The 24,798-nt window shown below is 34.8% G+C and carries 37 protein-coding genes; 34 read left to right on the top strand and 3 right to left on the bottom strand.

What is annotated here, in order from left to right; all coding sequences use genetic code 11:
- Positions 1-4 precede the first annotated feature (4 nt).
- The 27 genes from rplW (at position 5) to carA (ending at position 13,822) form a co-directional block, all read left to right on the top strand.
- Positions 5-295 carry a 50S ribosomal protein L23 gene (gene rplW, locus ACM55F_RS11370; protein WP_035668124.1) on the top strand — a complete coding sequence of 97 codons (291 nt, stop codon included), beginning with the start codon at positions 5-7 and terminating at the stop codon, positions 293-295.
- Positions 296-301: 6 nt separating this feature from the next.
- Positions 302-1,126, top strand: a complete 825-nt coding sequence (gene rplB / locus ACM55F_RS11365) for a 50S ribosomal protein L2 (protein ID WP_035668122.1) — start codon at positions 302-304, stop codon at positions 1,124-1,126.
- A gap of 6 nt (positions 1,127-1,132) precedes the next feature.
- Complete coding sequence (rpsS, locus tag ACM55F_RS11360) at positions 1,133-1,411, top strand: 30S ribosomal protein S19 (protein WP_007136562.1); 279 nt, start codon at positions 1,133-1,135, stop codon at positions 1,409-1,411.
- Between the two features lie 6 nt (positions 1,412-1,417).
- Positions 1,418-1,831, top strand: coding sequence for a 50S ribosomal protein L22 (gene rplV, locus ACM55F_RS11355; protein ID WP_035668120.1), 414 nt, complete (start codon positions 1,418-1,420; stop codon positions 1,829-1,831).
- 5 nt (positions 1,832-1,836) lie between these two features.
- Positions 1,837-2,595, top strand: a complete 759-nt coding sequence (gene rpsC, locus ACM55F_RS11350) for a 30S ribosomal protein S3 (protein WP_035668118.1) — start codon at positions 1,837-1,839, stop codon at positions 2,593-2,595.
- A gap of 19 nt (positions 2,596-2,614) precedes the next feature.
- Positions 2,615-3,040 carry a 50S ribosomal protein L16 gene (rplP, locus tag ACM55F_RS11345; RefSeq protein ID WP_007803637.1) on the top strand — a complete coding sequence of 142 codons (426 nt, stop codon included), beginning with the start codon at positions 2,615-2,617 and terminating at the stop codon, positions 3,038-3,040.
- Between the two features lie 13 nt (positions 3,041-3,053).
- Positions 3,054-3,245 (top strand): 50S ribosomal protein L29, encoded by a 192-nt coding sequence (gene rpmC, locus ACM55F_RS11340; protein ID WP_035668115.1) that lies wholly within the window; start codon positions 3,054-3,056, stop codon positions 3,243-3,245.
- A gap of 17 nt (positions 3,246-3,262) precedes the next feature.
- Positions 3,263-3,523 (top strand): 30S ribosomal protein S17, encoded by a 261-nt coding sequence (rpsQ, locus tag ACM55F_RS11335; protein WP_035668113.1) that lies wholly within the window; start codon positions 3,263-3,265, stop codon positions 3,521-3,523.
- A gap of 2 nt (positions 3,524-3,525) precedes the next feature.
- Positions 3,526-3,894: a 50S ribosomal protein L14 gene (rplN, locus tag ACM55F_RS11330; protein WP_026717863.1), complete on the top strand. Its 369-nt coding sequence runs from the start codon at positions 3,526-3,528 to the stop codon at positions 3,892-3,894.
- A gap of 11 nt (positions 3,895-3,905) precedes the next feature.
- Positions 3,906-4,220, top strand: coding sequence for a 50S ribosomal protein L24 (gene rplX, locus ACM55F_RS11325; RefSeq protein ID WP_035668111.1), 315 nt, complete (start codon positions 3,906-3,908; stop codon positions 4,218-4,220).
- A 2-nt stretch (positions 4,221-4,222) separates the two neighbouring features.
- On the top strand, positions 4,223-4,774 hold the full coding sequence (gene rplE, locus ACM55F_RS11320; RefSeq protein ID WP_091173704.1) for a 50S ribosomal protein L5: 552 nt from the start codon (positions 4,223-4,225) through the stop codon (positions 4,772-4,774).
- Between the two features lie 3 nt (positions 4,775-4,777).
- Positions 4,778-5,047: a 30S ribosomal protein S14 gene (gene rpsN, locus ACM55F_RS11315; RefSeq protein WP_007136553.1), complete on the top strand. Its 270-nt coding sequence runs from the start codon at positions 4,778-4,780 to the stop codon at positions 5,045-5,047.
- Positions 5,048-5,170: 123 nt separating this feature from the next.
- Positions 5,171-5,569 carry a 30S ribosomal protein S8 gene (rpsH, locus tag ACM55F_RS11310; RefSeq protein ID WP_035668108.1) on the top strand — a complete coding sequence of 133 codons (399 nt, stop codon included), beginning with the start codon at positions 5,171-5,173 and terminating at the stop codon, positions 5,567-5,569.
- Between the two features lie 17 nt (positions 5,570-5,586).
- Complete coding sequence (gene rplF, locus ACM55F_RS11305; RefSeq protein ID WP_035668106.1) at positions 5,587-6,129, top strand: 50S ribosomal protein L6; 543 nt, start codon at positions 5,587-5,589, stop codon at positions 6,127-6,129.
- Between the two features lie 11 nt (positions 6,130-6,140).
- A complete protein-coding gene (rplR, locus tag ACM55F_RS11300) occupies positions 6,141-6,491 on the top strand; it encodes a 50S ribosomal protein L18 (RefSeq protein ID WP_416853915.1) in 351 nt (116 codons plus the stop codon).
- A 6-nt stretch (positions 6,492-6,497) separates the two neighbouring features.
- Complete coding sequence (rpsE, locus tag ACM55F_RS11295; RefSeq protein ID WP_035668102.1) at positions 6,498-7,025, top strand: 30S ribosomal protein S5; 528 nt, start codon at positions 6,498-6,500, stop codon at positions 7,023-7,025.
- 12 nt (positions 7,026-7,037) lie between these two features.
- A complete protein-coding gene (rpmD, locus tag ACM55F_RS11290; protein WP_035668100.1) occupies positions 7,038-7,220 on the top strand; it encodes a 50S ribosomal protein L30 in 183 nt (60 codons plus the stop codon).
- A gap of 11 nt (positions 7,221-7,231) precedes the next feature.
- On the top strand, positions 7,232-7,684 hold the full coding sequence (rplO, locus tag ACM55F_RS11285) for a 50S ribosomal protein L15 (protein WP_416842887.1): 453 nt from the start codon (positions 7,232-7,234) through the stop codon (positions 7,682-7,684).
- 13 nt (positions 7,685-7,697) lie between these two features.
- Positions 7,698-9,044 (top strand): preprotein translocase subunit SecY, encoded by a 1,347-nt coding sequence (secY, locus tag ACM55F_RS11280; RefSeq protein ID WP_416853914.1) that lies wholly within the window; start codon positions 7,698-7,700, stop codon positions 9,042-9,044.
- Between the two features lie 3 nt (positions 9,045-9,047).
- Positions 9,048-9,263 (top strand): translation initiation factor IF-1, encoded by a 216-nt coding sequence (infA, locus tag ACM55F_RS11275; RefSeq protein ID WP_007136545.1) that lies wholly within the window; start codon positions 9,048-9,050, stop codon positions 9,261-9,263.
- A 12-nt stretch (positions 9,264-9,275) separates the two neighbouring features.
- Entirely contained in the window at positions 9,276-9,392 is a 117-nt protein-coding gene (ykgO, locus tag ACM55F_RS11270; RefSeq protein WP_008992256.1) for a type B 50S ribosomal protein L36, read from the top strand.
- Positions 9,393-9,394: 2 nt separating this feature from the next.
- Positions 9,395-9,769 carry a 30S ribosomal protein S13 gene (gene rpsM / locus ACM55F_RS11265; protein WP_091203660.1) on the top strand — a complete coding sequence of 125 codons (375 nt, stop codon included), beginning with the start codon at positions 9,395-9,397 and terminating at the stop codon, positions 9,767-9,769.
- Between the two features lie 8 nt (positions 9,770-9,777).
- On the top strand, positions 9,778-10,161 hold the full coding sequence (gene rpsK, locus ACM55F_RS11260; protein WP_024981527.1) for a 30S ribosomal protein S11: 384 nt from the start codon (positions 9,778-9,780) through the stop codon (positions 10,159-10,161).
- A gap of 94 nt (positions 10,162-10,255) precedes the next feature.
- Complete coding sequence (rpsD, locus tag ACM55F_RS11255) at positions 10,256-10,861, top strand: 30S ribosomal protein S4 (protein ID WP_099713439.1); 606 nt, start codon at positions 10,256-10,258, stop codon at positions 10,859-10,861.
- Between the two features lie 21 nt (positions 10,862-10,882).
- On the top strand, positions 10,883-11,875 hold the full coding sequence (locus ACM55F_RS11250; RefSeq protein ID WP_039110214.1) for a DNA-directed RNA polymerase subunit alpha: 993 nt from the start codon (positions 10,883-10,885) through the stop codon (positions 11,873-11,875).
- A gap of 31 nt (positions 11,876-11,906) precedes the next feature.
- Positions 11,907-12,392, top strand: coding sequence for a 50S ribosomal protein L17 (rplQ, locus tag ACM55F_RS11245; RefSeq protein WP_131909663.1), 486 nt, complete (start codon positions 11,907-11,909; stop codon positions 12,390-12,392).
- Between the two features lie 329 nt (positions 12,393-12,721).
- A complete protein-coding gene (gene carA, locus ACM55F_RS11240) occupies positions 12,722-13,822 on the top strand; it encodes a glutamine-hydrolyzing carbamoyl-phosphate synthase small subunit (protein ID WP_416853912.1) in 1,101 nt (366 codons plus the stop codon).
- Positions 13,823-13,916: 94 nt separating this feature from the next.
- Here the strand turns inward: carA and ACM55F_RS11235 are convergent, their stop codons facing one another.
- Entirely contained in the window at positions 13,917-15,254 is a 1,338-nt protein-coding gene (locus ACM55F_RS11235; RefSeq protein WP_416853911.1) for an erythromycin esterase family protein, read from the bottom strand.
- 398 nt (positions 15,255-15,652) lie between these two features.
- Between ACM55F_RS11235 and eno the strand changes: the two genes are divergently transcribed.
- The 4 genes from eno to ctlX all read left to right on the top strand — a co-directional run bounded on the left by eno (position 15,653) and on the right by ctlX (position 20,355).
- Positions 15,653-16,945, top strand: coding sequence for a phosphopyruvate hydratase (gene eno, locus ACM55F_RS11230; protein ID WP_416853910.1), 1,293 nt, complete (start codon positions 15,653-15,655; stop codon positions 16,943-16,945).
- Positions 16,946-17,102: 157 nt separating this feature from the next.
- On the top strand, positions 17,103-18,386 hold the full coding sequence (locus ACM55F_RS11225; RefSeq protein ID WP_416853908.1) for a citrate synthase: 1,284 nt from the start codon (positions 17,103-17,105) through the stop codon (positions 18,384-18,386).
- Positions 18,387-18,450: 64 nt separating this feature from the next.
- Entirely contained in the window at positions 18,451-19,365 is a 915-nt protein-coding gene (locus ACM55F_RS11220; protein WP_416853907.1) for a dimethylarginine dimethylaminohydrolase family protein, read from the top strand.
- A 54-nt stretch (positions 19,366-19,419) separates the two neighbouring features.
- On the top strand, positions 19,420-20,355 hold the full coding sequence (gene ctlX, locus ACM55F_RS11215; protein ID WP_416853906.1) for a citrulline utilization hydrolase CtlX: 936 nt from the start codon (positions 19,420-19,422) through the stop codon (positions 20,353-20,355).
- A 49-nt stretch (positions 20,356-20,404) separates the two neighbouring features.
- On the opposite strand, the gene ACM55F_RS11210 is transcribed toward ctlX, so the two are convergent.
- A complete protein-coding gene (locus ACM55F_RS11210; protein ID WP_416853905.1) occupies positions 20,405-21,034 on the bottom strand; it encodes a MarC family NAAT transporter in 630 nt (209 codons plus the stop codon).
- Positions 21,035-21,192: 158 nt separating this feature from the next.
- Between ACM55F_RS11210 and ACM55F_RS11205 the strand changes: the two genes are divergently transcribed.
- Positions 21,193-21,558 carry a CoA-binding protein gene (locus ACM55F_RS11205; RefSeq protein ID WP_416853992.1) on the top strand — a complete coding sequence of 122 codons (366 nt, stop codon included), beginning with the start codon at positions 21,193-21,195 and terminating at the stop codon, positions 21,556-21,558.
- 134 nt (positions 21,559-21,692) lie between these two features.
- Here the strand turns inward: ACM55F_RS11205 and ACM55F_RS11200 are convergent, their stop codons facing one another.
- A complete protein-coding gene (locus ACM55F_RS11200; protein WP_416853904.1) occupies positions 21,693-23,201 on the bottom strand; it encodes a sodium:solute symporter in 1,509 nt (502 codons plus the stop codon).
- A 99-nt stretch (positions 23,202-23,300) separates the two neighbouring features.
- Between ACM55F_RS11200 and recR the strand changes: the two genes are divergently transcribed.
- Both recR and ACM55F_RS11190 read left to right on the top strand, forming a co-directional pair.
- Positions 23,301-23,921, top strand: a complete 621-nt coding sequence (gene recR, locus ACM55F_RS11195; RefSeq protein ID WP_416853903.1) for a recombination mediator RecR — start codon at positions 23,301-23,303, stop codon at positions 23,919-23,921.
- Between the two features lie 71 nt (positions 23,922-23,992).
- Positions 23,993-24,784: a polysaccharide biosynthesis/export family protein gene (locus tag ACM55F_RS11190; RefSeq protein ID WP_416853901.1), complete on the top strand. Its 792-nt coding sequence runs from the start codon at positions 23,993-23,995 to the stop codon at positions 24,782-24,784.
- Positions 24,785-24,798: the final 14 nt, after the last annotated feature.

Here is a 24,798-nt window from a genome sequence, read left to right as displayed (position 1 = left end):
GGATATGAGCATCATAATTAAGCCTATAGTAACGGAAAAAGTAACCAAAGAAAGTGAAGTTTTAAACCGCTTCGGATTTGTTGTTGACAAAAAAGCAAACAAAGTGCAAATTAAGAAAGCTGTTGAAGCTGCTTATGGAGTAACTATTTTGAGTGTTAACACGATGAACGTAAGACCGGATAGAACTACTAAATACACTAAAAGTGGTTTAATCAGTGGAAAGACGAATGCAATTAAAAAAGCAATTGTTCAAGTACAAGAAGGAGAAACAATTGATTTTTACAACAATATCTAAGATAAAATGTCAGTAAGAAAATTAAAACCTATTACCCCAGGTCAGCGATTTAGAGTTGTGAATGGTTATGACGCCATTACAACTGATAAGCCGGAACGCTCTTTGATAGCGCCGATAAAAAACTCTGGTGGTAGAAATAGTCAAGGAAAGATGACCATGCGTTATACGGGTGGTGGTCACAAGCAGAGATATCGTATCATTGATTTTAAACGTACAAAAGAAGGAATTCCTGCTACGGTTAAATCAATTGAATATGATCCAAATCGTACTGCATTTATCGCTTTGTTAGCTTACGCTGATGGAGAGAAAACATATGTTATTGCTCAAAACGGATTGAAAGTTGGTCAGAAATTAGTTTCTGGTCCAGAATCTCAACCTGAAATTGGTAATACTTTACCTTTAAGTAGAGTTCCACTTGGAACTGTAATTTCTTGTATCGAATTGAGACCAGGACAAGGAGCTGTAATCGCTCGTTCTGCTGGAACATTTGCTCAATTAATGGCAAGAGATGGAAAATATGCTACAATTAAAATGCCTTCTGGAGAAACAAGATTAATCTTGTTGACTTGTTCGGCTACAATTGGAGCGGTTTCTAATTCAGACCACCAATTAGTTGTATCTGGTAAAGCAGGTAGAACAAGATGGTTAGGAAGAAGACCTAGAACAAGACCTGTTGCAATGAACCCTGTCGATCACCCAATGGGTGGTGGTGAAGGACGTTCTTCTGGTGGACATCCACGTTCAAGAAATGGAATACCAGCTAAAGGTTATAGAACTCGTTCTAAGAAAAACCCGAGTAACAAGTATATCGTAGAACGTAGAAAGAAATAATAAGATATGGCACGTTCATTAAAAAAAGGACCTTTCGTTCATTATAAGTTAGACAAGAAAGTTCAAGAAAACATCGCAGGTGGAAATAAAGGAGTTGTTAAGACATGGTCTAGAGCTTCTATGATTACTCCAGACTTTGTTGGACAAACTATCGCAGTTCATAACGGTCGTCAATTTGTACCAGTTTACGTAACAGAAAACATGGTAGGTCACAAATTAGGAGAATTTTCACCAACTAGATCTTTTAGAGGTCATGCTGGAGCAAAAAATAAAGGTAAAAAATAAGAAGCAATGGGAGTTCGTAAAAGAGAAACAGCAGATGCAAGAAAAGAGGCTAACAAGTCATTGGCTTTTGCAAAGTTAAATAACTGCCCTACTTCACCTAGAAAAATGCGCTTAGTAGCAGATCTAGTAAGAGGTCAGAAGGTAGAAAGAGCACTTAACATCTTAAGATTCAGTTCTAAAGAAGCTTCAAGAAAATTAGAAAAATTGGTTTTATCAGTAATTGCCAACTGGCAAGCAAAAAACCCTGAAGCTAATATGGAAGAAGCTGGTTTATTTGTTAAGGAGATCCGTGTTGATGGTGGAATGATGTTGAAAAGACTTCGTCCAGCTCCACAAGGAAGAGCACACAGAATTAGAAAACGTTCTAACCACGTAACAATCGTGCTTGGAGCTATCAATAACACACAAAGCAATTCTTAAGCAGCATGGGACAAAAGACAAATCCAATTGGAAATAGACTTGGTATCATCAGAGGATGGGACTCAAACTGGTATGGTGGAAATGATTACGGTGATAAACTTGCCGAAGATCACAAAATCAGAAAGTATATCCACGCTCGTTTATCAAAAGCTAGTGTATCAAAAGTAATCATCGAGAGAACTTTGAAACTTGTAACCGTTACTATCACTACTGCAAGACCTGGTATTATTATTGGGAAAGGTGGACAAGAGGTAGACAAGTTAAAAGAAGAACTTAAGAAAATTACTGACAAAGAGGTTCAAATCAACATCTTTGAAATTAAAAGACCTGAACTTGACGCGTATCTAGTTGCTACAAGCATCTGTCGTCAAATCGAAAGCAGAATTTCTTACAGACGTGCAATCAAAATGGCAATTGCTGCTTCTATGCGTATGAACGCAGAAGGTATCAAAGTTTTGATTTCTGGTCGTTTGAATGGTGCAGAGATGGCACGTTCAGAAGGTTTCAAAGAAGGTAGAATTCCTCTATCAACTTTCAGAGCTGACATTGATTATGCTTTGGCTGAAGCTCATACTACTTATGGTAGAATGGGTATCAAAGTATGGATCATGAAAGGTGAAGTTTATGGAAAGAGAGATCTTTCTCCACTTGCCGGAATGGACAAAAAACAATCTGGTGCTGGTGGTAAAGGTGGTGATTCTCCTAGAGGAGATAGAAAACCTTTTAATAAAGGTGGAAAACCAGACGCTCGTAAACGAAAGTAAATTTTTAAACTAAAGAAAAATGTTACAGCCTAAAAGAACAAAATACCGTAAGGTACAAAAAGGTAAAATGAAAGGGAACTCTCAAAGAGGACATGAACTTTCTAATGGAATGTTTGGTATTAAATCTGTACATGAAGATGGAATGTTCTTAACCTCTCGTCAAATCGAAGCTGCGCGTATTGCTGCAACTCGTTTTATGAAAAGAGAAGGACAATTATGGATCAAAATATTTCCAGACAAACCTATCACTAAGAAACCTCTTGAGGTACGTATGGGTAAAGGTAAAGGTGCCGTTGAATATTGGGCAGCTGTTGTTAAACCCGGAAGAATTATGTTTGAAGTTGGAGGAGTACCTTTATCAGTTGCAAAAGAGGCGTTACGTCTTGCAGCTCAAAAGCTTCCAGTAAAAACTAAATTCGTCGTTGCTAGAGATTTCGAAGCATAATCTATATTATATTATGAAACAATCAGAAATAAAAGATCTTTCTGCAGCGGAGTTGCAAGAAAAACTTAGCCAGACTAAGAAGGCATATGCCGACCTAAAAATGGCTCACGCTATTTCTCCAATTGAGAACCCACTTCAAATTAGAAGTGTAAGAAGAACAGTTGCAAGATTAGCTACGGAACTTACTAAAAGAGAGTTGCAATAATTGTAATCTGCTGAAAGATGGAAGAAAAAAGAAATTTAAGAAAAGAAAGAGTTGGTGTTGTAACTTCAGACAAAATGGATAAATCTATTGTTGTTGCTGAAGTGCGTAAAGTAAAACACCCATTATACGGTAAGTTCGTGTTGAAAACTAAAAAGTATCACGCACACGACGAAAAGAACGACTGTAACGTTGGAGATACTGTAAGGATTAGCGAAACGCGTCCTATGAGTAAAACAAAATGTTGGAGGTTAGTTGAAATCCTAGAAAGAGCTAAATAATTATGGTACAACAAGAATCAAGACTAAAAGTAGCAGATAACACTGGAGCAAAGGAAGTTTTAACTATCCGTGTTTTAGGAGGTACCAAAAGAAGGTATGCCTCTGTTGGTGACAAGATTGTAGTTTCTATCAAAGATACTGCTCCTAACGGAAGCGTTAAAAAAGGAGCTGTTTCAACTGCAGTTGTTGTACGTACCAAAAAAGAAGTGAGAAGAGCCGATGGTTCATACATTAGATTTGATGACAACGCATGTGTGTTATTAAATGCTGCTGGTGAAATGAGAGGAACTCGTGTTTTTGGTCCGGTAGCAAGAGAACTTCGTGAAAAACAATTCATGAAAATTGTATCATTAGCACCAGAAGTGCTTTAATTCGTTTTAAGATGATAAAGCTAAAAATAAAATCAGGTGACATCGTAAGAGTAATTGCTGGAGACCATAAAGGTGCTGAAGGTAAAGTTTTACGTGTTTACCGTGAGAAGAACAAAGCGATTGTTGAAGGTGTAAACATGGTTTCAAAACATACGAAACCTAGTGCAAAAAGCCCTCAAGGTGGTATCGTAAAGAAAGAAGCTTCTATACAAATATCTAATATTTCTTTAATTGATCCTAAAACTAAGGAAACAACTAGAGTTGGTATTAGAGTAGAAGGAGATAAGAAAGTAAGATTTTCAAAAAAATCTAATCAAGTACTATAGTAATGGCGTATATACCTAGACTAAAAGAAGAATATAAGAGCAGAGTAATTGCTGCTCTTAAAGAGGAATTCGGATACGTAAACGTAATGCAAGTTCCAAAATTGGAAAAAATCGTTTTAAGTAAAGGAGTTGGTGCAGCTGTATCTGATAAAAAACTAATTGACTATGCAGTTGATGAGTTAACAAAGATCACTGGACAGAAAGCAGTATCTACTATTTCAAAGAAAGACGTTGCGTCATTCAAATTGAGAAAAGGGATGCCTATTGGAGCAAAAGTTACTTTGCGTGGAGAAAGAATGTATGAGTTTTTAGATAGACTTATTACTTCAGCTTTGCCACGTGTAAGAGATTTCAGTGGTATTAAAGCTACTGGTTTTGACGGAAGAGGAAATTATAACCTTGGAGTTTTGGAGCAAATCATTTTCCCAGAAATTGATATTGATAAAGTAAACAAAATTTCAGGAATGGATATCTCTTTTGTAACTAGTGCAAAAACAGATAAAGAAGCAAAGTCTCTATTGACAGAATTAGGATTACCTTTTAAAAAGAATTAAGACATGGCTAAAGAATCAATGAAAGCCCGCGAGGTTAAGAGAGAAAAAACAGTAGCAAAGTATGCTGAGAAAAGAAAAGCTTTGTTAGAAGCTGGAGATTTCGTAGGTTTGCAAAAGTTACCAAAAAATGCTTCACCAGTTCGTTTGCACAATCGTTGTAAATTAACAGGTAGACCAAGAGGGTATATGCGTCAATTCGGTCTTTCACGTGTTACATTTCGTGAAATGGCAAATAACGGATTGATACCTGGTGTTAAAAAGGCATCTTGGTAAGACGTAATTTATTGCGTCCTGATACAGACTTAACTTACGTTTTGTCTGTATCATAAACATTTATAAATTGGTTTCAGGTTCGGCAAATAGTTTGTTGAAAACCAAAACCGCAAATTAATACACATGTATACAGATCCTATTGCAGATTATTTGACAAGAGTTCGTAACGCTGTGGCTGCAAACCACAAAGTTGTTGAAATTCCTGCATCTAATCTAAAAAAAGAAATAACTAAGATCTTATTTGATCAAGGTTATATCTTGAGTTACAAATTTGAGGACAACGCTGTTCAGGGTTCAATCAAAATCGCTTTGAAGTATGATAAAGATACTAAAGAGTCAGTAATTAAAGATATCCAAAGAATTAGTAAACCAGGTTTACGTAAATATTCAAGTTCTTCAACTATTCCTAGAATCCTTAACGGATTAGGAATTGCTATTGTTTCTACATCAAAAGGTTTGATGACGGGAAAGAAAGCCAGACAATTAAATGTTGGTGGTGAAGTAATTTGTTACGTATACTAATTTAAAGACTATATAAGATGTCAAGAATAGGTAAAAGTCCGGTTGTAATCCCTGCTGGTGTAACTGTTGAAGTTGCAAATGGTATTATTACAGTAAAAGGAAAAAATGGTCAACTAACTCAGGAGTTTTCGGACGTTACTGTTACAGTTGAAGACGGTCAAGTTCAAGTAGACAGATCGTCTGATCACAAAGACCAAAGAGCAAAACACGGTTTGTACAGATCTTTAATCAATAACATGATTATCGGTGTAACAGATGGTTTTACTAAGTCATTAGAATTGGTAGGAGTTGGTTATAGAGCTTCAAATCAAGGACAAAAATTAGATTTAGCACTTGGTTACTCTCACAATATAGTTTTAGAAATTGCTCCAGAAGTAACTTTGGAAACAATATCTGAAAAAGGTAAAAACCCTATCGTGAAATTAACATCATTTGACAAACAACTTTTAGGTCAGGTAGCTGCGAAAATCAGAGGTTTCCGTAAGCCTGAGCCGTATAAAGGAAAAGGTGTTAAATTTGTAGGTGAAGTATTAAGAAGAAAAGCAGGTAAATCAGCTTAAAAAATAAGATTATGTCATTAACAAAACCTGAAAGAAGACAACGAATTAGATTCAGAATTAGAAAATCAATTAGTGGTACTGCTACTAATCCAAGACTATCTGTATTTAGAAGTAACAAAGAAATTTACGCTCAACTTATTGATGATGTAAACGGAGTTACTATATTGGCGGCTTCTTCAAGAGAAAAAGAAATAGGTAACGGTACGAACATTGAAGTTGCTACAGCAGTTGGAAAACTAGTTGCTGAAAAAGCTTTAAAAGCTGGGATAGACGTAGTAACTTTCGATAGAGGAGGTTATTTATATCACGGTCGTATTAAATCATTAGCGGAAGGCGCAAGAGCGGCTGGACTTAAATTCTAATATAGTATGTCTAATAGTAAATACAAGAATGTAGAGTTAGTAAAACCAAGTGGTCTTGAATTAAAAGATCGTTTGGTAAGTGTAAATCGTGTTACTAAGGTTACAAAGGGTGGTAGAGCTTTCGGTTTTTCTGCTATTGTAGTTGTAGGTGATGAAAATGGAGTAGTTGGACATGGATTAGGAAAATCTAAAGACGTTTCTGAAGCAATTGCGAAAGCAGTAGAAGATGCTAAGAAAAATTTAGTAAAAATTCCTTTGAATGGTCAGTCAGTTCCTCACGAACAAAAAGGTAAATTTGGTGGTGCACGTGTATTCTTAATTCCTGCCTCTCATGGTACAGGGGTTATTGCTGGTGGAGCTGTTCGTTCAGTTCTTGAATCAGTAGGAATTCATGATGTATTATCTAAATCACAAGGATCATCAAATCCTCACAACGTAGTTAAGGCAACTTTTGATGCTTTATTGCAAATGAGAAGTGCTTATACTGTTGCAAAACAAAGAGGCGTTTCTTTAGAAAAAGTTTTTAAAGGTTAATTCAAGGAAATTATGGCTAAATTATTAGTAAAACAAGTTAGAAGCAAAATCAACTGTCCTCTTACTCAAAAGAGAGGATTAGAAGCTTTAGGTCTACGTAAAATGGGACAAGTTGTAGAGCATGATTCAAACCCTACAATCCTTGGGATGATAAATAAAGTTAAACACTTAGTTTCTGTTGAGGAAACTAAATAACAAATACTGTTATGAATTTAAGTAACTTACAACCTGCTGAAGGTTCTACACACAATCAAAATAAAAGATTAGGTAGAGGAGAAGGTTCTGGAAAAGGTGGTACTTCTGCAAGAGGTCACAAAGGAGCAAAATCTCGTTCTGGTTATTCTAAAAAGATTGGTTTTGAAGGTGGTCAAATGCCACTTCAAAGACGTGTGCCTAAGTTTGGTTTTACAAACATCAATCGTAAAGAATACGAAGGTGTAAACCTTGATACGCTTCAATTGTTGGTAGACAATGGTGTGATAACGGATGCTGTTGATATGACAGTATACGTTGCTAACCGTTTGGCTACTAAAAACGAAATCGTTAAGATTTTAGGAAGAGGAGAGTTGACAGCAAAATTAAAGGTAACCGCTCACAAATTTACTGCTACTGCAAAAGCTGCTATTGAAGCTGCTGGTGGAGAAGCTGTAACAATATAATTTTTCTATTAAGATGAAGAAATTTATTGAATCGTTAAGTAATGTTTGGAAAATCGAGGAACTGAAAAATAGAATTCTAATCACTTTAGGATTGCTTTTAGTATATCGTTTTGGAGCTCAAGTAACTCTTCCAGGTATTGATGCAACACAATTAGGGAATTTAGCCGGCCAGACTAAGGATGGAATCGGCTCTATTCTTGACATGTTTACAGGGGGTGCATTTTCTCAAGCTTCAGTGTTTGCTTTGGGTATTATGCCTTACATTTCTGCGTCAATCGTTGTTCAGTTAATGGGAATTGCAATACCTTATTTGCAAAAACTTCAAAGTGATGGAGAAAGTGGTAGAAAAAAGATTAATCAAATTACTCGTTGGTTAACAATAGGTATTACTTTAGTTCAAGGACCAACTTATATCTATAATCTTTATAGAACATTACCAAGTAATGCTTTTCTATTAGGATTTAATTCTTTTGAATTCTTATTTTCTTCAGTAATTATTTTGGTTACAGGTACAATTTTTGCCATGTGGTTAGGAGAGAAGATCACTGACAAAGGAATCGGAAACGGTATTTCATTGTTGATTATGGTAGGTATTTTAGCTAGATTTCCACAAGCTTTTATTCAAGAATTTACGACCCGTGTGACTAATAATAATGGTGGGCCAATGTTATTGGTTATCGAAGTTATTATCTGGTTACTGGTTATTATTGCTTGTGTATTATTAGTGATGGCAGTCCGCAAAATACCTGTTCAGTACGCTCGCCGTACAACTTCAGGTGATTACGAACAAGATGTTATGGGTGGTAATAGACAATGGATTCCATTAAAGCTTAATGCTTCTGGGGTTATGCCTATTATATTTGCTCAGGCAATTATGTTTATACCTGCTGCTGTGGCAGGGTTGTCAAAATCAGATGCATCACAATCAATTGTCGGCGCTTTTAGTAATATGTTCGGTTTTTGGTATAATTTAGTTTTCGCAACTTTAATAATTGTGTTTACTTTCTTTTATACTGCTATTACTGTTCCTACAAACAAAATGTCTGATGATTTAAAGAGAAGTGGTGGTTTTATTCCTGGTGTTAGACCTGGAGTTGAAACTTCTGATTATCTTGACAAAGTGATGTCTTTAATAACTTTCCCAGGATCTTTATTTCTTGCTTTAATTGCTGTGTTCCCGGCAATTGTTGTAAGCGTTATGGATGTTCAACAATCTTGGGCAATGTTTTTTGGAGGAACCTCATTAATTATTATGGTTGGAGTTGCCATAGACACGATGCAGCAAATCAATTCATATTTGTTAAATAGACATTATGATGGTTTAATGAAGACTGGTAAAAATAGAAAAGCAGTAGCTTAATTTATGGCAAAACAATCAGCAATAGAACAAGACGGTTCGATCATTGAAGCATTATCAAATGCAATGTTCCGTGTAGAGTTAGAAAATGGACATATTGTAATCGCACATATATCTGGAAAAATGCGTATGCATTACATCAAATTATTACCTGGTGATAAAGTGAAACTAGAAATGAGCCCTTACGATTTGTCAAAAGCAAGAATTACTTATAGATATTAAAGGATATTCAAAATGAAAGTTAGAGCTTCAGTAAAAAAGAGAAGTCCCGAGTGCAAAATTGTGCGAAGAAAAGGGAGATTGTACGTAATAAACAAAAAGAATCCTAGATTTAAACAAAGACAAGGATAGTTATGGCAAGAATAGCAGGGGTAGATATCCCAAAAAATAAGAGAGGTGTTATAGCACTTACCTATATCTTCGGATTAGGAAAAAGTAGAGCTGTTGAGATTTTAGAGAAAGCTCAAGTTAGCCAAGATAAAAAAGTTCAAGATTGGAATGATGACGAGATCGGAGCAATTCGTGAGGCGGTATCAACTTTTAAAATTGAAGGAGAATTACGTTCTGAAGTTTCTTTAAACATCAAACGTTTAATGGATATTGGATGTTATAGAGGTATCCGTCATAGAACTGGTCTTCCATTAAGAGGACAAAGAACTAAAAACAACTCTAGAACAAGAAAAGGTAAGAGAAAAACTGTTGCCAACAAGAAAAAAGCAACTAAATAATAAGTAATATGGCTAAAGCAACTGCAAAAAAACGTAAAGTTATCGTTGAATCAACGGGAGAAGCTCATATTTCTGCTACTTTTAACAATATCATCATTTCTTTGACAAACAAAAAAGGTGAAGTTATTTCTTGGTCTTCAGCTGGTAAAATGGGTTTTAGAGGTTCTAAAAAGAATACTCCATACGCAGCCCAAATGGCAGCAGAAGATTGTAGTAAAGTAGCTCTTGAAGCTGGACTTAAAAAAGTAAAAGTTTATGTAAAAGGACCAGGAAACGGACGTGAGTCTGCTATTCGTTCTTTGCATAACGGTGGAATTGAAGTTACAGAGATTATCGATGTTACTCCAATGCCTCACAACGGATGTCGTCCTCCTAAAAGACGTAGAGTATAATACTCAAAATATATTATATAGTATAACCTAGGTAGAAAATAGATTATCGAAGGATAAGACCTGAATTCATAATCTCTACCTTAAACAATTTAAAATGGCAAGATATACTGGTCCAAGTACAAGAATTGCTCGTAAATTTGGCGAGGCAATTTTCGGAGACGATAAAGCTTTCGAAAAAAGAAATTACCCACCCGGACAACACGGGATGGCTAAAAAAAGAGGAAAAAAATCTGAATATGCTGTCCAGTTAATGGAAAAGCAAAAAGCTAAATATTCTTACGGAATATTAGAAAAACAATTCAGAAACTTATTCGAAAAAGCATCAGCTACTAAAGGAGTTACTGGTGAAGTATTATTACAATTGTGTGAAGCAAGATTAGATAACGTTGTTTTCAGAATGGGTATTGCTCCTTCTAGAAGAGGTGCTCGTCAAATCGTTTCTCACAGACACGTTACTGTAAATGGTGAAGTGGTTAATATTCCTTCTTACCACCTTAAGCCTGGTGATAAAGTTGCTGTTCGTGAAAAATCTAAATCATTAGAAGCTATCGAACGTTCTTTATCTAATTCAAGTCATGTTTATGAATGGATTACTTGGAATAATGATATCAAAGAAGGTACTTTCGTTTCTGTACCTGCGAGACTTCAAATCCCAGAAAACATTAAAGAACAATTAATCGTAGAGTTGTACAACAAATAATAATTGACTTAGTCGAAATTTATGGCAATATTTAATTTTCAGAAGCCCGATAAAGTTATCATGATCGATTCAACCGATTTTGAAGGTAAATTTGAATTTAGACCTTTAGAACCAGGATACGGATTGACCGTTGGTAATGCACTTAGAAGAGTTTTGCTTTCAGCATTAGAAGGTTATGCAATTACATCTGTTCGCATTGAAGGTGTAGATCATGAGTTTTCTACTATTTCAGGAGTTGTTGAAGACGTTACCGAAATTATTCTTAATCTTAAACAAGTACGTTTTAAACGTCAAATTGAAGATATAGATAATGAATCAGTTACTATTTCTGTTTCAGGTAAAGACCAATTAACAGCTGGTGATTTTCAAAAATTTATTTCAGGTTTCCAAGTTTTGAATCCAGAACTGGTTATCTGTAATTTAGACAGTAAAATCAAACTTAATTTCGATTTAACGATCGAAAAAGGTAGAGGATATGTTCCTGCTGAAGAGAACAAAAAACAGAATGCTGCAATTGGAACTATTTTTACAGATTCAATTTTTACTCCGGTAAAAAATGTAAAATATGCCATTGAAAACTTCCGTGTAGAGCAAAAAACAGATTACGAAAAATTAGTTTTTGAAATTAAAACTGATGGTTCTATTAATCCAAAAGATGCCCTTACTGAAGCTGCAAAAGTTTTAATTCACCATTTCATGTTGTTCTCTGACGAAAGAATTACACTCGAGGCTGACGAAATTGCACAAACAGAATCATATGATGAAGAATCATTACATATGAGACAATTGCTTAAAACTAAGCTTGTTGATATGGATCTTTCTGTAAGAGCATTAAATTGTTTGAAAGCGGCTGAAGTTGATACACTTGGTGATTTAGTATCGTTCAATAAAAATGACCTAATGAAATTCCGTAATTTCGGTAAAAAATCTTTAACTGAACTTGATGAGCTTGTTGCAGTTAAAAATTTGAACTTCGGTATGGATTTAGCAAAATACAAACTAGATAAAGAATAATCTAAGCCGCAAGGTTTAAATTTACATAGCAATGAGACACGGAAAAAAATTCAATCACTTAAGCAGACAGACTGCACATAGAAAATCTATGTTAGCTAATATGGCTTGTTCTCTTATCGAGCACAAACGTATTAACACTACTGTTGCTAAAGCTAAAGCGCTTAAACAATTCGTTGAGCCTTTAATAACAAAATCAAAAGCTGATACAACTCACAATCGTCGTATCGTTTTTGCTTACTTACGTAGTAAATATGCTGTAACTGACTTGTTCAGAGACGTAGCTGCTAAAGTAGGAGACCGTCCAGGTGGATACACTCGTATCATTAAAGTTGGAAATCGTTTAGGAGATAATGCTGATATGGCAATGATCGAATTGGTAGATTTCAATGAACTTTACAATGGTGGTAAAAAAGAAGTTAAAAAAGCAAAAAGCCGTCGTGGTGGTAAAGCTAAGAAAGATGAAGCTACTGAAGCTCCAGCTGCTGAAACTGAAACAACTACAGAGACTGCTGAATAATTATGAAAATAATCATTCAATAAAAATCAAGGATAAGCTAGTACTAGTTTATCCTTTTTTTTTGATTTTTTCGGAGCAAAAACCTTGAGATTTAATCGCGTATTGTCCTGCTGTCCACTGTATCTTTTGCTTTTAAATAAAAAGCAAAAGGATGCCTCCCGACGCTTCGGGATCATCAGGGCTAGATTAGTATGTTTTTTATTTTACAATAAATTTCAAAAACTTGCATCCATTGCTTTAAAGGATTAAATTTGCACAATATTTAACTACAGATGAAACGAGCTTTGCGAGTTCCATGAGACTATTAAAAAAATAATAGAAATCAACGAATGAAATATACAACACGACAAAAAGCAATTCTTCTATTAAGTGACGGTACCATATTCCATGGTAAATCTATTGGAATCAGTGGAACCACTTTTGGAGAAGTTTGTTTTAACACAGGAATGACAGGTTACCAAGAAATATTCACTGACCCTTCTTATTTTGGTCAATTAATGGTAGCCACCAATGCCCATATTGGGAATTATGGTGTAAACGATTCAGAAGTTGAATCACAAAGTATTAAAATAGCTGGATTGGTTTGTAAAAACTTTAGCTTCAATTATTCTCGTGAAGGTGCTTCAGGGAGTTTAGAAGACTATTTTATTAAACAAAACCTTATTTGTATCTCTGATGTAGATACACGTGCTCTGGTAAGTTACATACGTGACAATGGCGCTATGAACGCTGTGATTTGTACAGATGAAACACCAATCGAAGAACTTAAAGCTTCATTGGCAAAAGTTCCAGATATGAAAGGATTAGAATTAGCTTCTAAAGTATCTACTACTGAGCCTTATTTTTTTGGTGATGAGAATGCAACCTATAAAATTTCTGCACTTGATTTAGGGATTAAAACGAATATCCTTCGTAATCTTGCTAAAAGAGATTGCTATATAAAAGTATTTCCTTATGATTCATCTTATCAAGATTTAGCAGCATTTAATCCAAATGGATATTTTTTATCTAACGGACCTGGTGATCCTGAGCCTCTTTCTGGTGCTATTCAAGTAGCAAAAGAAATTCTTGAAAATAACAAACCATTATTCGGAATCTGTCTTGGACATCAAGTGATTGGTTTGGCAAATGGAATTTCAACTTATAAAATGTTTAACGGTCACAGAGGAATAAATCACCCTGTAAAAAACATTATTACAGGAAAAGGAGAAATCACTTCTCAAAATCATGGATTTGCCGTAAATAAAGAAGAGTTGGATAATCATCCTGATTTGGAAATTACACACCTTCACCTAAACGATGGGACGGTTGCAGGTATGCGCATGAGAAACAAAAATTGTTTTTCAGTTCAATACCATCCGGAGGCAAGTCCTGGACCACATGATTCCTCTTATTTATTCGATCAGTTTATTGAAAATATAAAAGGCTAACGCTTTAATAGGGTTCATTACTGCTTATGTATTTAAAATACAAGGGTTTGACTTTTTAGTAAGTCAAGCCCTTTTTTTATAAAGCAATGAAAACTTACATCCCGAAAGGGAATGTTTCTGGGATTTGGTGTCCATCAGGCTGAATGTGTATTGGATGTAAAGCGCTTGTTTCGTCAAGAAAAATAAAAGCATCATATCTTTTTGGAATTATTGTAGGGACGTAATTTCCAAATCTTTCATGTTCTGGATTGTAAACAACTCCAATAGCTCTGTGTCCTATATAAGAAGAAAGGCATTTTTCGTCCTTTATTTTATTGAGTAGTACTAATTTGTTTTTTCCGTTACTTGCAAGATGAAAAGCATGCTCCCAACTGCCCGCAACAGCTTCAGGAACTTTTATTTTCCGCATAGAATCTCCCCATTCTCTTCCGGCAACCACACTGCCTTTATAAGATCCAAATCCTACTGCAACAACTCCATCAATCAAATGTTGTTCTCTAACTAACTGTCCGACGTTTACCATTCCTTCAGAGGCCATTTCTGTGGCACGGGCGTCACCGATGTGGGTGTTGTGCTCCCAAACTATGACTTTCGCTTCCTTTCCATGGAATTTCATGAGACGTTGTATAGTGGAAACCATGTGTTCGTCACGAATATTCCAAGAGGCGGAACCTCTTTTGATCATGGCGCGGTAATATTTTTCAGCATTTCTGGCAATGAATGCATTTTGTTCGGTACTCAAAACATTTTCTGCATCGGAATTGTAGTTGGGGACATTTTTTAGTATTTCGGCAAGCATGTGCAGGATTTCTTTTTCACATAATTCCGGTACGTATGAAGAGGCTCTGGCATAGGATTGACCTTCGTCTTTGCCGTAAGGTTCAAAGCATTTCATAGCTGTTTTTGCAACCGCTAGTGCTTTGGGGTCATTTTTTTCTAAATATTGAATGATCGAATTCATTGATTCCCTAAAACTGTAAACGTCTAAGCCATAGAATCCTATTCTTTTATCGGCAGCTAAGTTTTCATTGTGAGACTTGAGCCAATCTATAAAGGCGGCAGTTTCCCAATTAGCCCACATCCATGTTGGCCATCTTTTAAATTCAGACATCACACTATAGATGTCTTTTCCAGAATTTAGATATCCTTTAGCATACCGATTCAAACGATAGCAATCGGGCCAATCCCCTTCTACTCCTACAAACGAAAACCCTTTTTCCTTAATTAACCGTTGCGTAATTTTGGCTCTCCAGGTATAATATTCATGTGTTCCGTGTGAGGCTTCGCCTAAAAGGACATATTTTGCGTCTCCGATAGAGTCGATTAATGGATCTAAATCTGTTGTATTTTCCAATGGAGAAGCAGTTTTGTTCAATAATGCTACGATTTCACTAGAATTGATTAAATTGTTAAGGTTTTTTAAAGTTTCCATCACATTTTTATTTTTTTAATTTATAGATTGAATAGTCAAAATTTCCAATTAAAAAATATACGATATAAAGTGTATTCTTGTCTTTCTAGAAAGGAATATAAAGTTAATGTATATTATTGATAATCAGTAAGTTTTGATTTTTTATTCCTTGAAATTAATTTGTTTTAGGTTGAAGTTTACTTGGATAAGTTTGGGTCAAAGTGTTCAGGATTCGTGTATTTTTATTTTAATGGGAATGGAAAAAAATAACAGATAATGTAAAAATAAATTCTTAAAATAGCCTAAATGTTTTGTTTGTCAAAAAATTATAACGTTTTCGTTAATAACATTCATTATTTTCATTAAATCATTACAAAAGATAGAATATATTTGTATTTTAAAATTTAAATTTTAGTATTATGAGTATAATTATCAAAATTCACGCAAGACAAATTTTCGATTCAAGAGGAAATCCTACAATTGAAGTAGATGTAATTACAGATAATGGTGTTTTAGGAAGAGCTGCTGTTCCATCTGGAGCTTCAACTGGAGAGCATGAAGCCGTTGAATTACGTGATGGAGGAAAGGCATTTCTTGGAAAAGGAGTTTTGAATGCTGTGAAAAATGTTAATACCATTATTTCTGAAGAACTTGTTGGAGTTTCAGTTTTCGAACAAAATGTTATTGATCAAATGATGATTGATTTAGATGGTACTCCAAATAAATCTAACTTAGGGGCAAATGCAATTTTAGGTGTTTCTCTTGCTGTAGCAAAAGCTGCTGCGAATGAATTAGGGTTGCCTTTATACAGATACGTAGGTGGTGTTTCTGCGAATACATTACCAGTTCCAATGATGAATATCATCAATGGAGGTTCTCATTCTGATGCGCCTATCGCGTTTCAGGAATTTATGATTTTTCCAGTGAAAGCAACTTCTTTTTCACATGCAATGCAAATGGGAACGGAAATTTTTCATAGTTTGAAAAAAGTGTTACACGACAGAGGTCTTTCAACTGCTGTTGGTGATGAAGGTGGTTTTGCGCCAAATCTTCCTGGTGGAACAGAGGATGCTTTAGATACGATTAAAAAAGCAGTTGAAACTGCAGGTTATACTTTTGGAGATGAAATCATGATTGCTTTGGATTGTGCTTCTGCAGAGTTTTATGTTAACGGTAAATACGACTACAGTAAATTTGAAGGTGAAACAGGTAAGATTAGATCTTCTGCGGAACAAGTTGATTATTTAGCAGAACTAGTTTCTAAATATCCAATTATTTCTATCGAAGATGGAATGGATGAGAATGACTGGGACGGTTGGAAATTACTTACTGATAAAATTGGAGATAAAGTACAATTAGTTGGAGATGATTTATTCGTTACTAATGTGACACGTTTGTCAACTGGTATTGAAAAAGGAATTGCTAATTCTATTCTTGTAAAAGTAAACCAAATTGGAACTTTGACTGAGACTATTGCAGCAGTTAATATGGCTAAAAATGCGGGTTATACTTCAGTAATGTCACACCGTTCAGGAGAGACAGAAGATAATACAATTGCCGATTTAGCAGTAGCTTTGAATTGCGGTCAAATTAAAACAGGTTCTGCTTCTCGTTCAGATCGTATGGCTAAATACAACCAATTATTAAGAATTGAGGAAGAACTAGGAAGTACAGCTTATTTTCCAGGTTTAAAAGCTTTCAAAATAAAATAATTCAAAATATTTTTTTCTGACAAAGCCATTCATGTAAATTGAATGGCTTTTTTTTTGACTTTTAACAATTTCATTGTCGTATTCATTTTTTAATTAATTTGAAATTCCCTAGATTTGGTAAATTATTTATTTTAAAAGTTTTATTTCCAAATATATTATGTCAAAAACAGCAACATTAGAATTAGATGGCAAAAAATTCGAACTTCCTATTATTGTAGGAACTGAAAATGAAGTAGCTATCGATATTAACAAATTACGTGATTTGTCGGGTGCAATTACTATTGATCCGGGTTACAAAAATTCAGGTTCTTGTAAAAGCGAAATTACTTTCCTTGATGGAGAGCTTGGGATTTTGCGTTATAGAGGGTATTCAATAGAAGATTTGGCTGAAAAGGCAGATTTCTTAGAAGTTTCTTATCTTTTAATTTTTGGAGAATTGCCAACTAAAGTTCAGTTGGAACAATTTGAAAATGATATTAGAAAATATACTTTGGTAAACGAAGAAATGAAAAACATCATTGACGGTTTTCCAAAAACAGCGCATCCAATGGGTGTTTTAGCTGCTTTGACAAGTGCTTTGACAGCATTTAATCCAAAGTCAGTGAATGTTGAAAATGAAAAAGAAATGTATGAAGCAGTTTGTAAAACCATGGGTAAATTCTTGGTAATTGCAACTTGGACGTACAGAAAAAGTATGGGGTATCCTTTAAATTATTATGATAACACAAAAGGATATGTAGAAAACTTCATGCGTTTAATGTTTGAATTACCAACGGAACCTTATAAAGCAAGCCCTGTTGTAATTGATGCGTTAGATAGATTGTTTATTCTTCATGCGGATCATGAGCAAAATTGTTCTACATCAACAGTTAGAATGGTAGGTTCTTCTCACGCTGGATTATTTGCTTCAATATCAGCAGGAGTTTCTGCACTTTGGGGACCATTACATGGTGGTGCCAATCAAGCAGTACTCGAAATGCTAGAAGAAATTCACAAAAATGGTGGTGACGCTGAGAAATATATAGCTAAAGCAAAAGATAAAAATGATCCTTTCCGATTGATGGGATTTGGTCACAGAGTATATAAAAATTTCGATCCAAGAGCAAAAATCATTAAAAAAGCGGCTAACGAAGTTTTGGCAACTTTAGGAGTGGAAGATCCAATTCTTGCTATCGCTAAGAAACTGGAAGAATCAGCTTTAGAAGATGAATATTTCAAATCAAGAAACTTATATCCAAATGTAGATTTCTATTCTGGGATTATTTACAGAGCATTGGGGATTCCTACAGATATGTTTACTGTAATGTTTGCAATAGGCCGTTTACCTGGCTGGATTGCACAATGGAAAGAAATGAGAGAAAACAAAGAACCGATCGGAAGACCAAGACAAGTATATACTGGTAGTCCTTTGAGGGATTTTGTTACCGCTGACAAAAGATAAATTCAATTCAAAAAGCTTCACTAATTTGTGAAGCTTTTTTTATATTTGCCAAAAGTGAAAATTCATGCTAGCGTTACATATAAAGAATGAGACTTCAAGATTAAGAACCGTAGTTTTAGGTTCAGCAGTTAATAATGGACCAACTCCAAAGGCTGATGAAGCCTATGATCCAAAATCATTAGAGCATATTTTAGCGGGGACTTATCCTATAGAGTCTGATATGGTTGCTGAAATGGAAGCATTTAACACCGTGCTGAAAAAATATAATGTGACTGTTTTTCGCCCAGAAATGATTGAAAATTACAATCAGATATTTACAAGAGACATTGGTTTTGTGATTGATGACACTTTTGTAAAATCGAATATTTTGCCGGATAGAGAACGAGAATTAGATGCTATTCAATATATAATTGACCAAATTGAACCTAAAAAAGTGGTGCGCCCTCCAGAGGAAGTACATATTGAAGGTGGAGATGTGATTTTGTGGAATGACTATATTTTTATTGGAACTTATAAAGGCAGTGATTACAAAGATTATATTACGGCAAGAACCAATGTGCAAGGCGTTCAATACATCAAAGAGTTGTTTCCAAATAAAATTGTCAAAGGATTCGATTTGGTTAAATCAAAAATTGAAGCCCGCGACAATGCTTTACATCTGGACTGTTGTTTTCAGCCTGTTGGAGCTGATAAAGGGATTATTTACAAAAGAGGATTCCGTGAGGAGGCAGACTATCTTTTTCTTATAAATCTTTTTGGAAAAGAAAACTTGTTTCACATTACCAGAGCGGAAATGTATAATATGAATTCTAATATTTTTTCCATAGATACGAATGTTGTAGTTTCCGAAAAAAACTTCACTAGACTTAACAATTGGTTGCGTGCAAACGGTTTTGTAGTTGAAGAAATTCCATATGCAGAAATTGCGAAACAAGAAGGATTATTACGATGTTCTACCTTACCTTTAATTAGAGATTAATTTCAATGTAGAGACGTTGCATTGCAACGTCTCTACGAAATAAAAAAATAAAAAATGAAACAAACAACAAATTCCATATTGATGATTCGCCCGGTTGCATTTCGAATGAACGAGCAAACGGCGGTAAATAATTATTATCAAAAAGTAATAGAAGGACTTTTACCGGCTACGGTAAATGCCAAAGCGCAACAAGAATTTGATGCTTTTGTGGAAAAATTAAGAGCAGTAGGTGTTGATGTAACTGTTGTTGATGACACTTCAAATCCAGATACACCGGATAGTATTTTTCCAAACAATTGGGTTTCTTTTCACGAAAATGGGGATGTAGCTTTATATCCAATGTTTGCCGAAAATCGCCGTGAGGAACGTCGCGAAGATATTTTAGATATCTTGGAAGATAAAGGTTTTGTAATCAGTAATATAATGGATTACACGTCGGCTGAGGAAGATGGTTTTTTCTTGGAAGGAACGGGAAGTTTAGTTCTGGACAGAGCTAATAGCAAAGCGTATTGCGCTTTATCTCCCAGAGCTGATGAAGAATTATTTATCGAATTCTGTGAAGATTTTGATTACGCACCAGTAATTTTTGAAGCTTTCCAAACAGTCGATTCAGAGCGAAAACTGATTTATCATACCAATGTGATGATGTGCTTGGGAGAAACTTTTGCAGTGATTTGTTCTGATTGTATCGATGATAAGAAAGAACGCAAAATGGTTTTGGATAACCTAAAAGAAAACGGAAAAGAAATTATTTTGATTACCGAAGCTCAAATGAACAATTTTGTAGGTAATATGCTTGAAGTTCGTGGAGCAAATGAAAAACGATATTTGGTTATGAGTGCAGCTGCACATCAAAGTCTAACTCCAAAACAAATTGAGCAATTGGAAAAACATGCTGAAATTTTAAGCTCAAGTTTAGATACTATTGAAGCTTGTGGCGGAGGGAGTGCCAGATGTATGATGGCAGAAATTTTCTTGCCAAGAAATTAATTTTTTCAATCTGGGCAAAGTCAGAATTCTTTGCCCAGATTGAAAATACTTATGCTAAATTCCCTTTTATAATATTGATAATTGCACTTACAATATATTGTATTCCTATCGCAATTACAATAAAACCTACAATTCTTGATATCGCAATAATTCCGGAGGCTCCTAATATTTTTGCCAAATAATGAGCGCTTTTAAGGATAATAAAAATAGCAACTGCAATTGCAAGAATAGCAATTGAAGAAATAATGATCTCCATAGTTGTATTGTGTTCCTGATAAAATGCAATAAGTAAAGAAATAGATCCAGGACCGGCAAGCATTGGGATTGCAAGTGGAGTCAAAGCAATGTCATTCCTTTGTTGAGCATCGGTTTCTGCTTTTTTATTAATACCTCTCTTCTTAGTGAATTTGCCGGAAAGCAATGAAAAACCTGAACTCACAATGATAATTCCTCCTGCTATTCGGAGCGCATCAATGCTAATTCCAAAAAAAAGTAATACATATTGTCCAATAAAAAACGAAACAATAAGAATAATAAATACATTTATCGCCGTCCATAAAGAAATTCTGGAACGCTCCTTTTTGGTGTCATTTTGTGTAAGTCCTACGAAAATAGGAACGGTACCAATAGGATTCAATACTGAAAAAAGGGCAACAAACAGGTAAATAAAAAGATCCATATTTTTCTAATTTAATGCTGTAAAAATACTCTTTTTTTTATGCTATGAAAGGTGTAAATGTTAGGATATTGTTTTTATTGCTTTTGTAACTAAACCTAATAATTGCTAAACTCATGAACCTTTTTGATTACTTTTGCAAAATATAATTACAGAAAATGATAAAAAATAAAAAAACGTTGGTTCTTGGAGCTTCAACAAAACCAGCCAGATATTCCTTTTTAGCAATTGAAAAATTGGTTGGTAAAGGGCATTCTGTTCTTGCAATTGGTCAAAACGCGGGTGAAGTAGCAGGAATAAAAATCCAAACTAAAGCTATTCCTTTAAAAAATATCGATACGGTTACACTTTATCTGAATCCTTTGCGTCAGCGCGATTACTACAATTATATTGTTGAGGCGCAACCAAAACGTGTTATTTTTAATCCGGGTACTGAGAATCCGGAGTTCTATCAATTGTTGAAATTGAATGATATTAAAGTCGAGATAGGGTGTACGCTAGTTATGTTGGCAACAAATCAATATTAGTTTTAGAGCTATTTACTTCGTCAGTTCGCTTCGCTCGTGTCCAGCTGTTCGCTATATCTTTTCTTGTTCCGTTAAAAAAACGGAACAAGAAAAGGATGCCGCTGCCTCCCGAAACTTCGGGATGGGCTAAAAATCTAAAATCGTGTTTCAGAAGTAGCGTTCTTGCTAATCAATAACAATCCAAGAAAAGTGATTAGTCCGTTTACGATTATCAGTTCGTTATCGAATACATATCCAAAAAATAATGTTTTCGAATTTTCACTGATAAAGTAAGTTACAGCCGGAGATAGGAAACAAATTATTGGAACAAATTTGTCTTTAACAGTCTTCGACTTTACAAACAATCCAAAACAATACAATCCCAGAAGTGGACCATACGTATAGGATGCAACCCTAAAAATCATTCCAACTACAGAACTGTCATTGATAGCATTAAAGAAAATAATGACCAGAAACATTAAAAACGAAAAGGCAATATGAACAAAATGTCTGGTTCGTACTACATTTGGTTTATTTAGATTTTCTGCTTTATCCATTCCTAAAAAATCTACACAAAATGAAGTGGTAAGTGCTGTTAATGCGGAATCAGTTGTCGCAAATGTTGCAGCGGTCAATCCCAATAAGAAAATAATGGATGGGATTAGCGTTAAGTGATTAAAGGCAATTTCAGGGAAAAGTAAATCGGTTCTGGGTTTTCCGGTAACTAAATCGGTTGGCACTTCAATTCCGTTTTTAGTGGCATAGATGTAAAGTAAAGCACCCACGCTAAGGAAAAAGATATTGATACCTACAAATATTCCAGTAAAGGTAAACATGTTTTTTTGGGCTTCACCAATGTTCTTGCAACTTAAGTTTTTCTGCATTAAATCCTGATCCAAACCGACCATGGCAATGGTTACAAAAATTCCACCCAGAATTTGTTTCACAAAATGAAACTTGCTTGATATGAAATCTTCAAAGAAAAATACTTTAGAATAATTGCTGTTTTTCACTTCCTCAAAGGCTTCAAAAGCATTTAAATTTAAACTTCTGCAAATAAAGAAAATAGTCAAAAAGACAGAAGAGACTAAGAAAAAAGTTTGTAAAGTGTCAGTTATAATAATCGTTTTTAGACCGCCACGATAGGTATAAGCAAATATCAAAGCCAGCGAAATCAAAACCGTAACGGCAAAAGGAATTCCGTAAAAGTCAAAAACAAAACGTTGTAAAACAATCACAACGAGATACAATCTGAATGCAGATCCAATTGTTCTGCTAATCAGGAAAATTGTTGCGGCAGTTTTATAAGAATAAATTCCTAATCGGTGTTCGATATAACCATAAATTGAAGTTAGATTCATCCGATAATACAGCGGCAGCAACACTTTTGCAATAATGACAAAACCAATCGCATTACCCAATACAAACTGGAAATACTTGAATTGTTCTCCGCTTGGTGCGCCCACTTCTCCCGGAACCGAAATAAAAGTAACTCCGGAAAGTGCGGTTCCAATCATTCCAAAAGCTACTAGATACCATTTTGAATTTTTATTGGCCTTAAAAAAAGCATCATTTCCACTGTCTTTTTTACTTACGGCATGGGAGATGTAAAATAAAATTCCAAAATAAACGATTATAAGTAGTAGAATGGTGCTTGGAGTCATTTTGTGTAAAAATTGTTTGGACCAAATTACATAAATAATCTTCAAATTTTCAAATTTTCTATTCCGAACGTTCGGGACAAATTGACTACTTTTGCTTTTATGGAATTTTCTTCAAAATTAATAGAAAAAGCAGTTAACGAAATGTCTCAGTTGCCGGGAATTGGCAAGCGAACAGCGTTAAGATTGGTATTGCATTTATTGAAACAACCCAAAGAGCAAACTGGTTTTTTGTCACAAGCCTTGGTGGCTATGCGTGAAGATATTAAGTATTGTAGCAGTTGTCATAATATCTCGGATAGCGTACTGTGTGAAATTTGTGCTAACAAAAGCAGAAATCATCAAATCATTTGCATTGTGGAAGATATTCGTGACGTAATGGCAATTGAAAATACGGGTCAATTTAGAGGGATTTATCATGTTTTAGGAGGTAAAATTTCGCCTATTGACGGGGTTGGGCCTAGTCAGTTAAATATTACTACATTAGTCGAAAAAGTAAAATCAGGTAGTGTAAACGAAATAATATTTGCTTTAAGCTCCACTATGGAAGGCGATACCACTAATTTTTACATCTACAAACAAATTGCTGATTGTGAAATAATTATATCAACAATTGCAAGAGGAATTTCGGTAGGTGATGAACTGGAATATGCAGATGAAGTTACCTTGGGGAGAAGTATATTGCATAGAGTGCCTTTTGAAAAGTCTTTTAAAAATAATTAATCCACTGAATGAATAGCTATGCTTTTTAAATCGTAAATGAAAAGCTATATTTGTCGTTAAAAATATCGAAAATGAGCAAATCCGGATTCTATTTATTGCTAATTATTAGTGTGTTATTTACTTCTTGTATTTCAACTCAAGATTTAATTTATCTTCAGAAAAAGAATAATTCGCAAGAGGATGCCACAATTGCAGCAGTCGAATCAAAACCTTACCGATTGCAAACTAACGATGTTTTGAGTATCACCATAAAAGCGATAGATCCAAAATTAGTGGCTATTTTTAGCCCTACAGGAGAAGGCAATTCAGGAGGTAAATCAGAGGCAGGATTGTATTTTGATGGTTTTACGGTTGATGATCATGGGAATATCAGAGTTCCTGTTTTGGGAGAATTAAACGTGATTGGATACACGCTGGATGAGATTAGAGTTAGAATTGAGAAGCAATTATTAGCAGAGTATTTTAATACCGAAGCTAATATTTTTGTGACCGTAAAATTAGCAGGTTTCAGATATACTATTAATGGAGAAGTAGGAAGTACGGGAACTAAAACTTTATTTCAGGAGCATGTTACTATTATGGAAGCTGTGGCAAATTCTGGGGATATCACGATTACCGGAAATAGAAAATCGGTGACCATCATGAGGAAAACACCAACCGGGGTTCAAATGCAGGATTTAGATCTTACCGATATAAATGTGATGAAATCGCCTTATTATTATTTGCAACCAAATGATTATATCTATGTAAAACCACTCAAACAAAAAACTTGGGGAACCGGAAAAACAGGAATAGAATCGTTGGGGACAATCATTACACTATTGTCATTGGGGACAACTACCTTTTTGCTATTAAAAAATTAAAACAGCGTTCAGAA

Origin of the sequence: Flavobacterium melibiosi (genome assembly GCF_048158545.1) — a bacterium.
Taxonomy (GTDB): Bacteria; Bacteroidota; Bacteroidia; order Flavobacteriales; family Flavobacteriaceae; genus Flavobacterium; species Flavobacterium melibiosi.
Note: the sequence above shows the minus strand (reverse complement) of the source record. Positions and strands in the feature narration are given on the sequence as shown.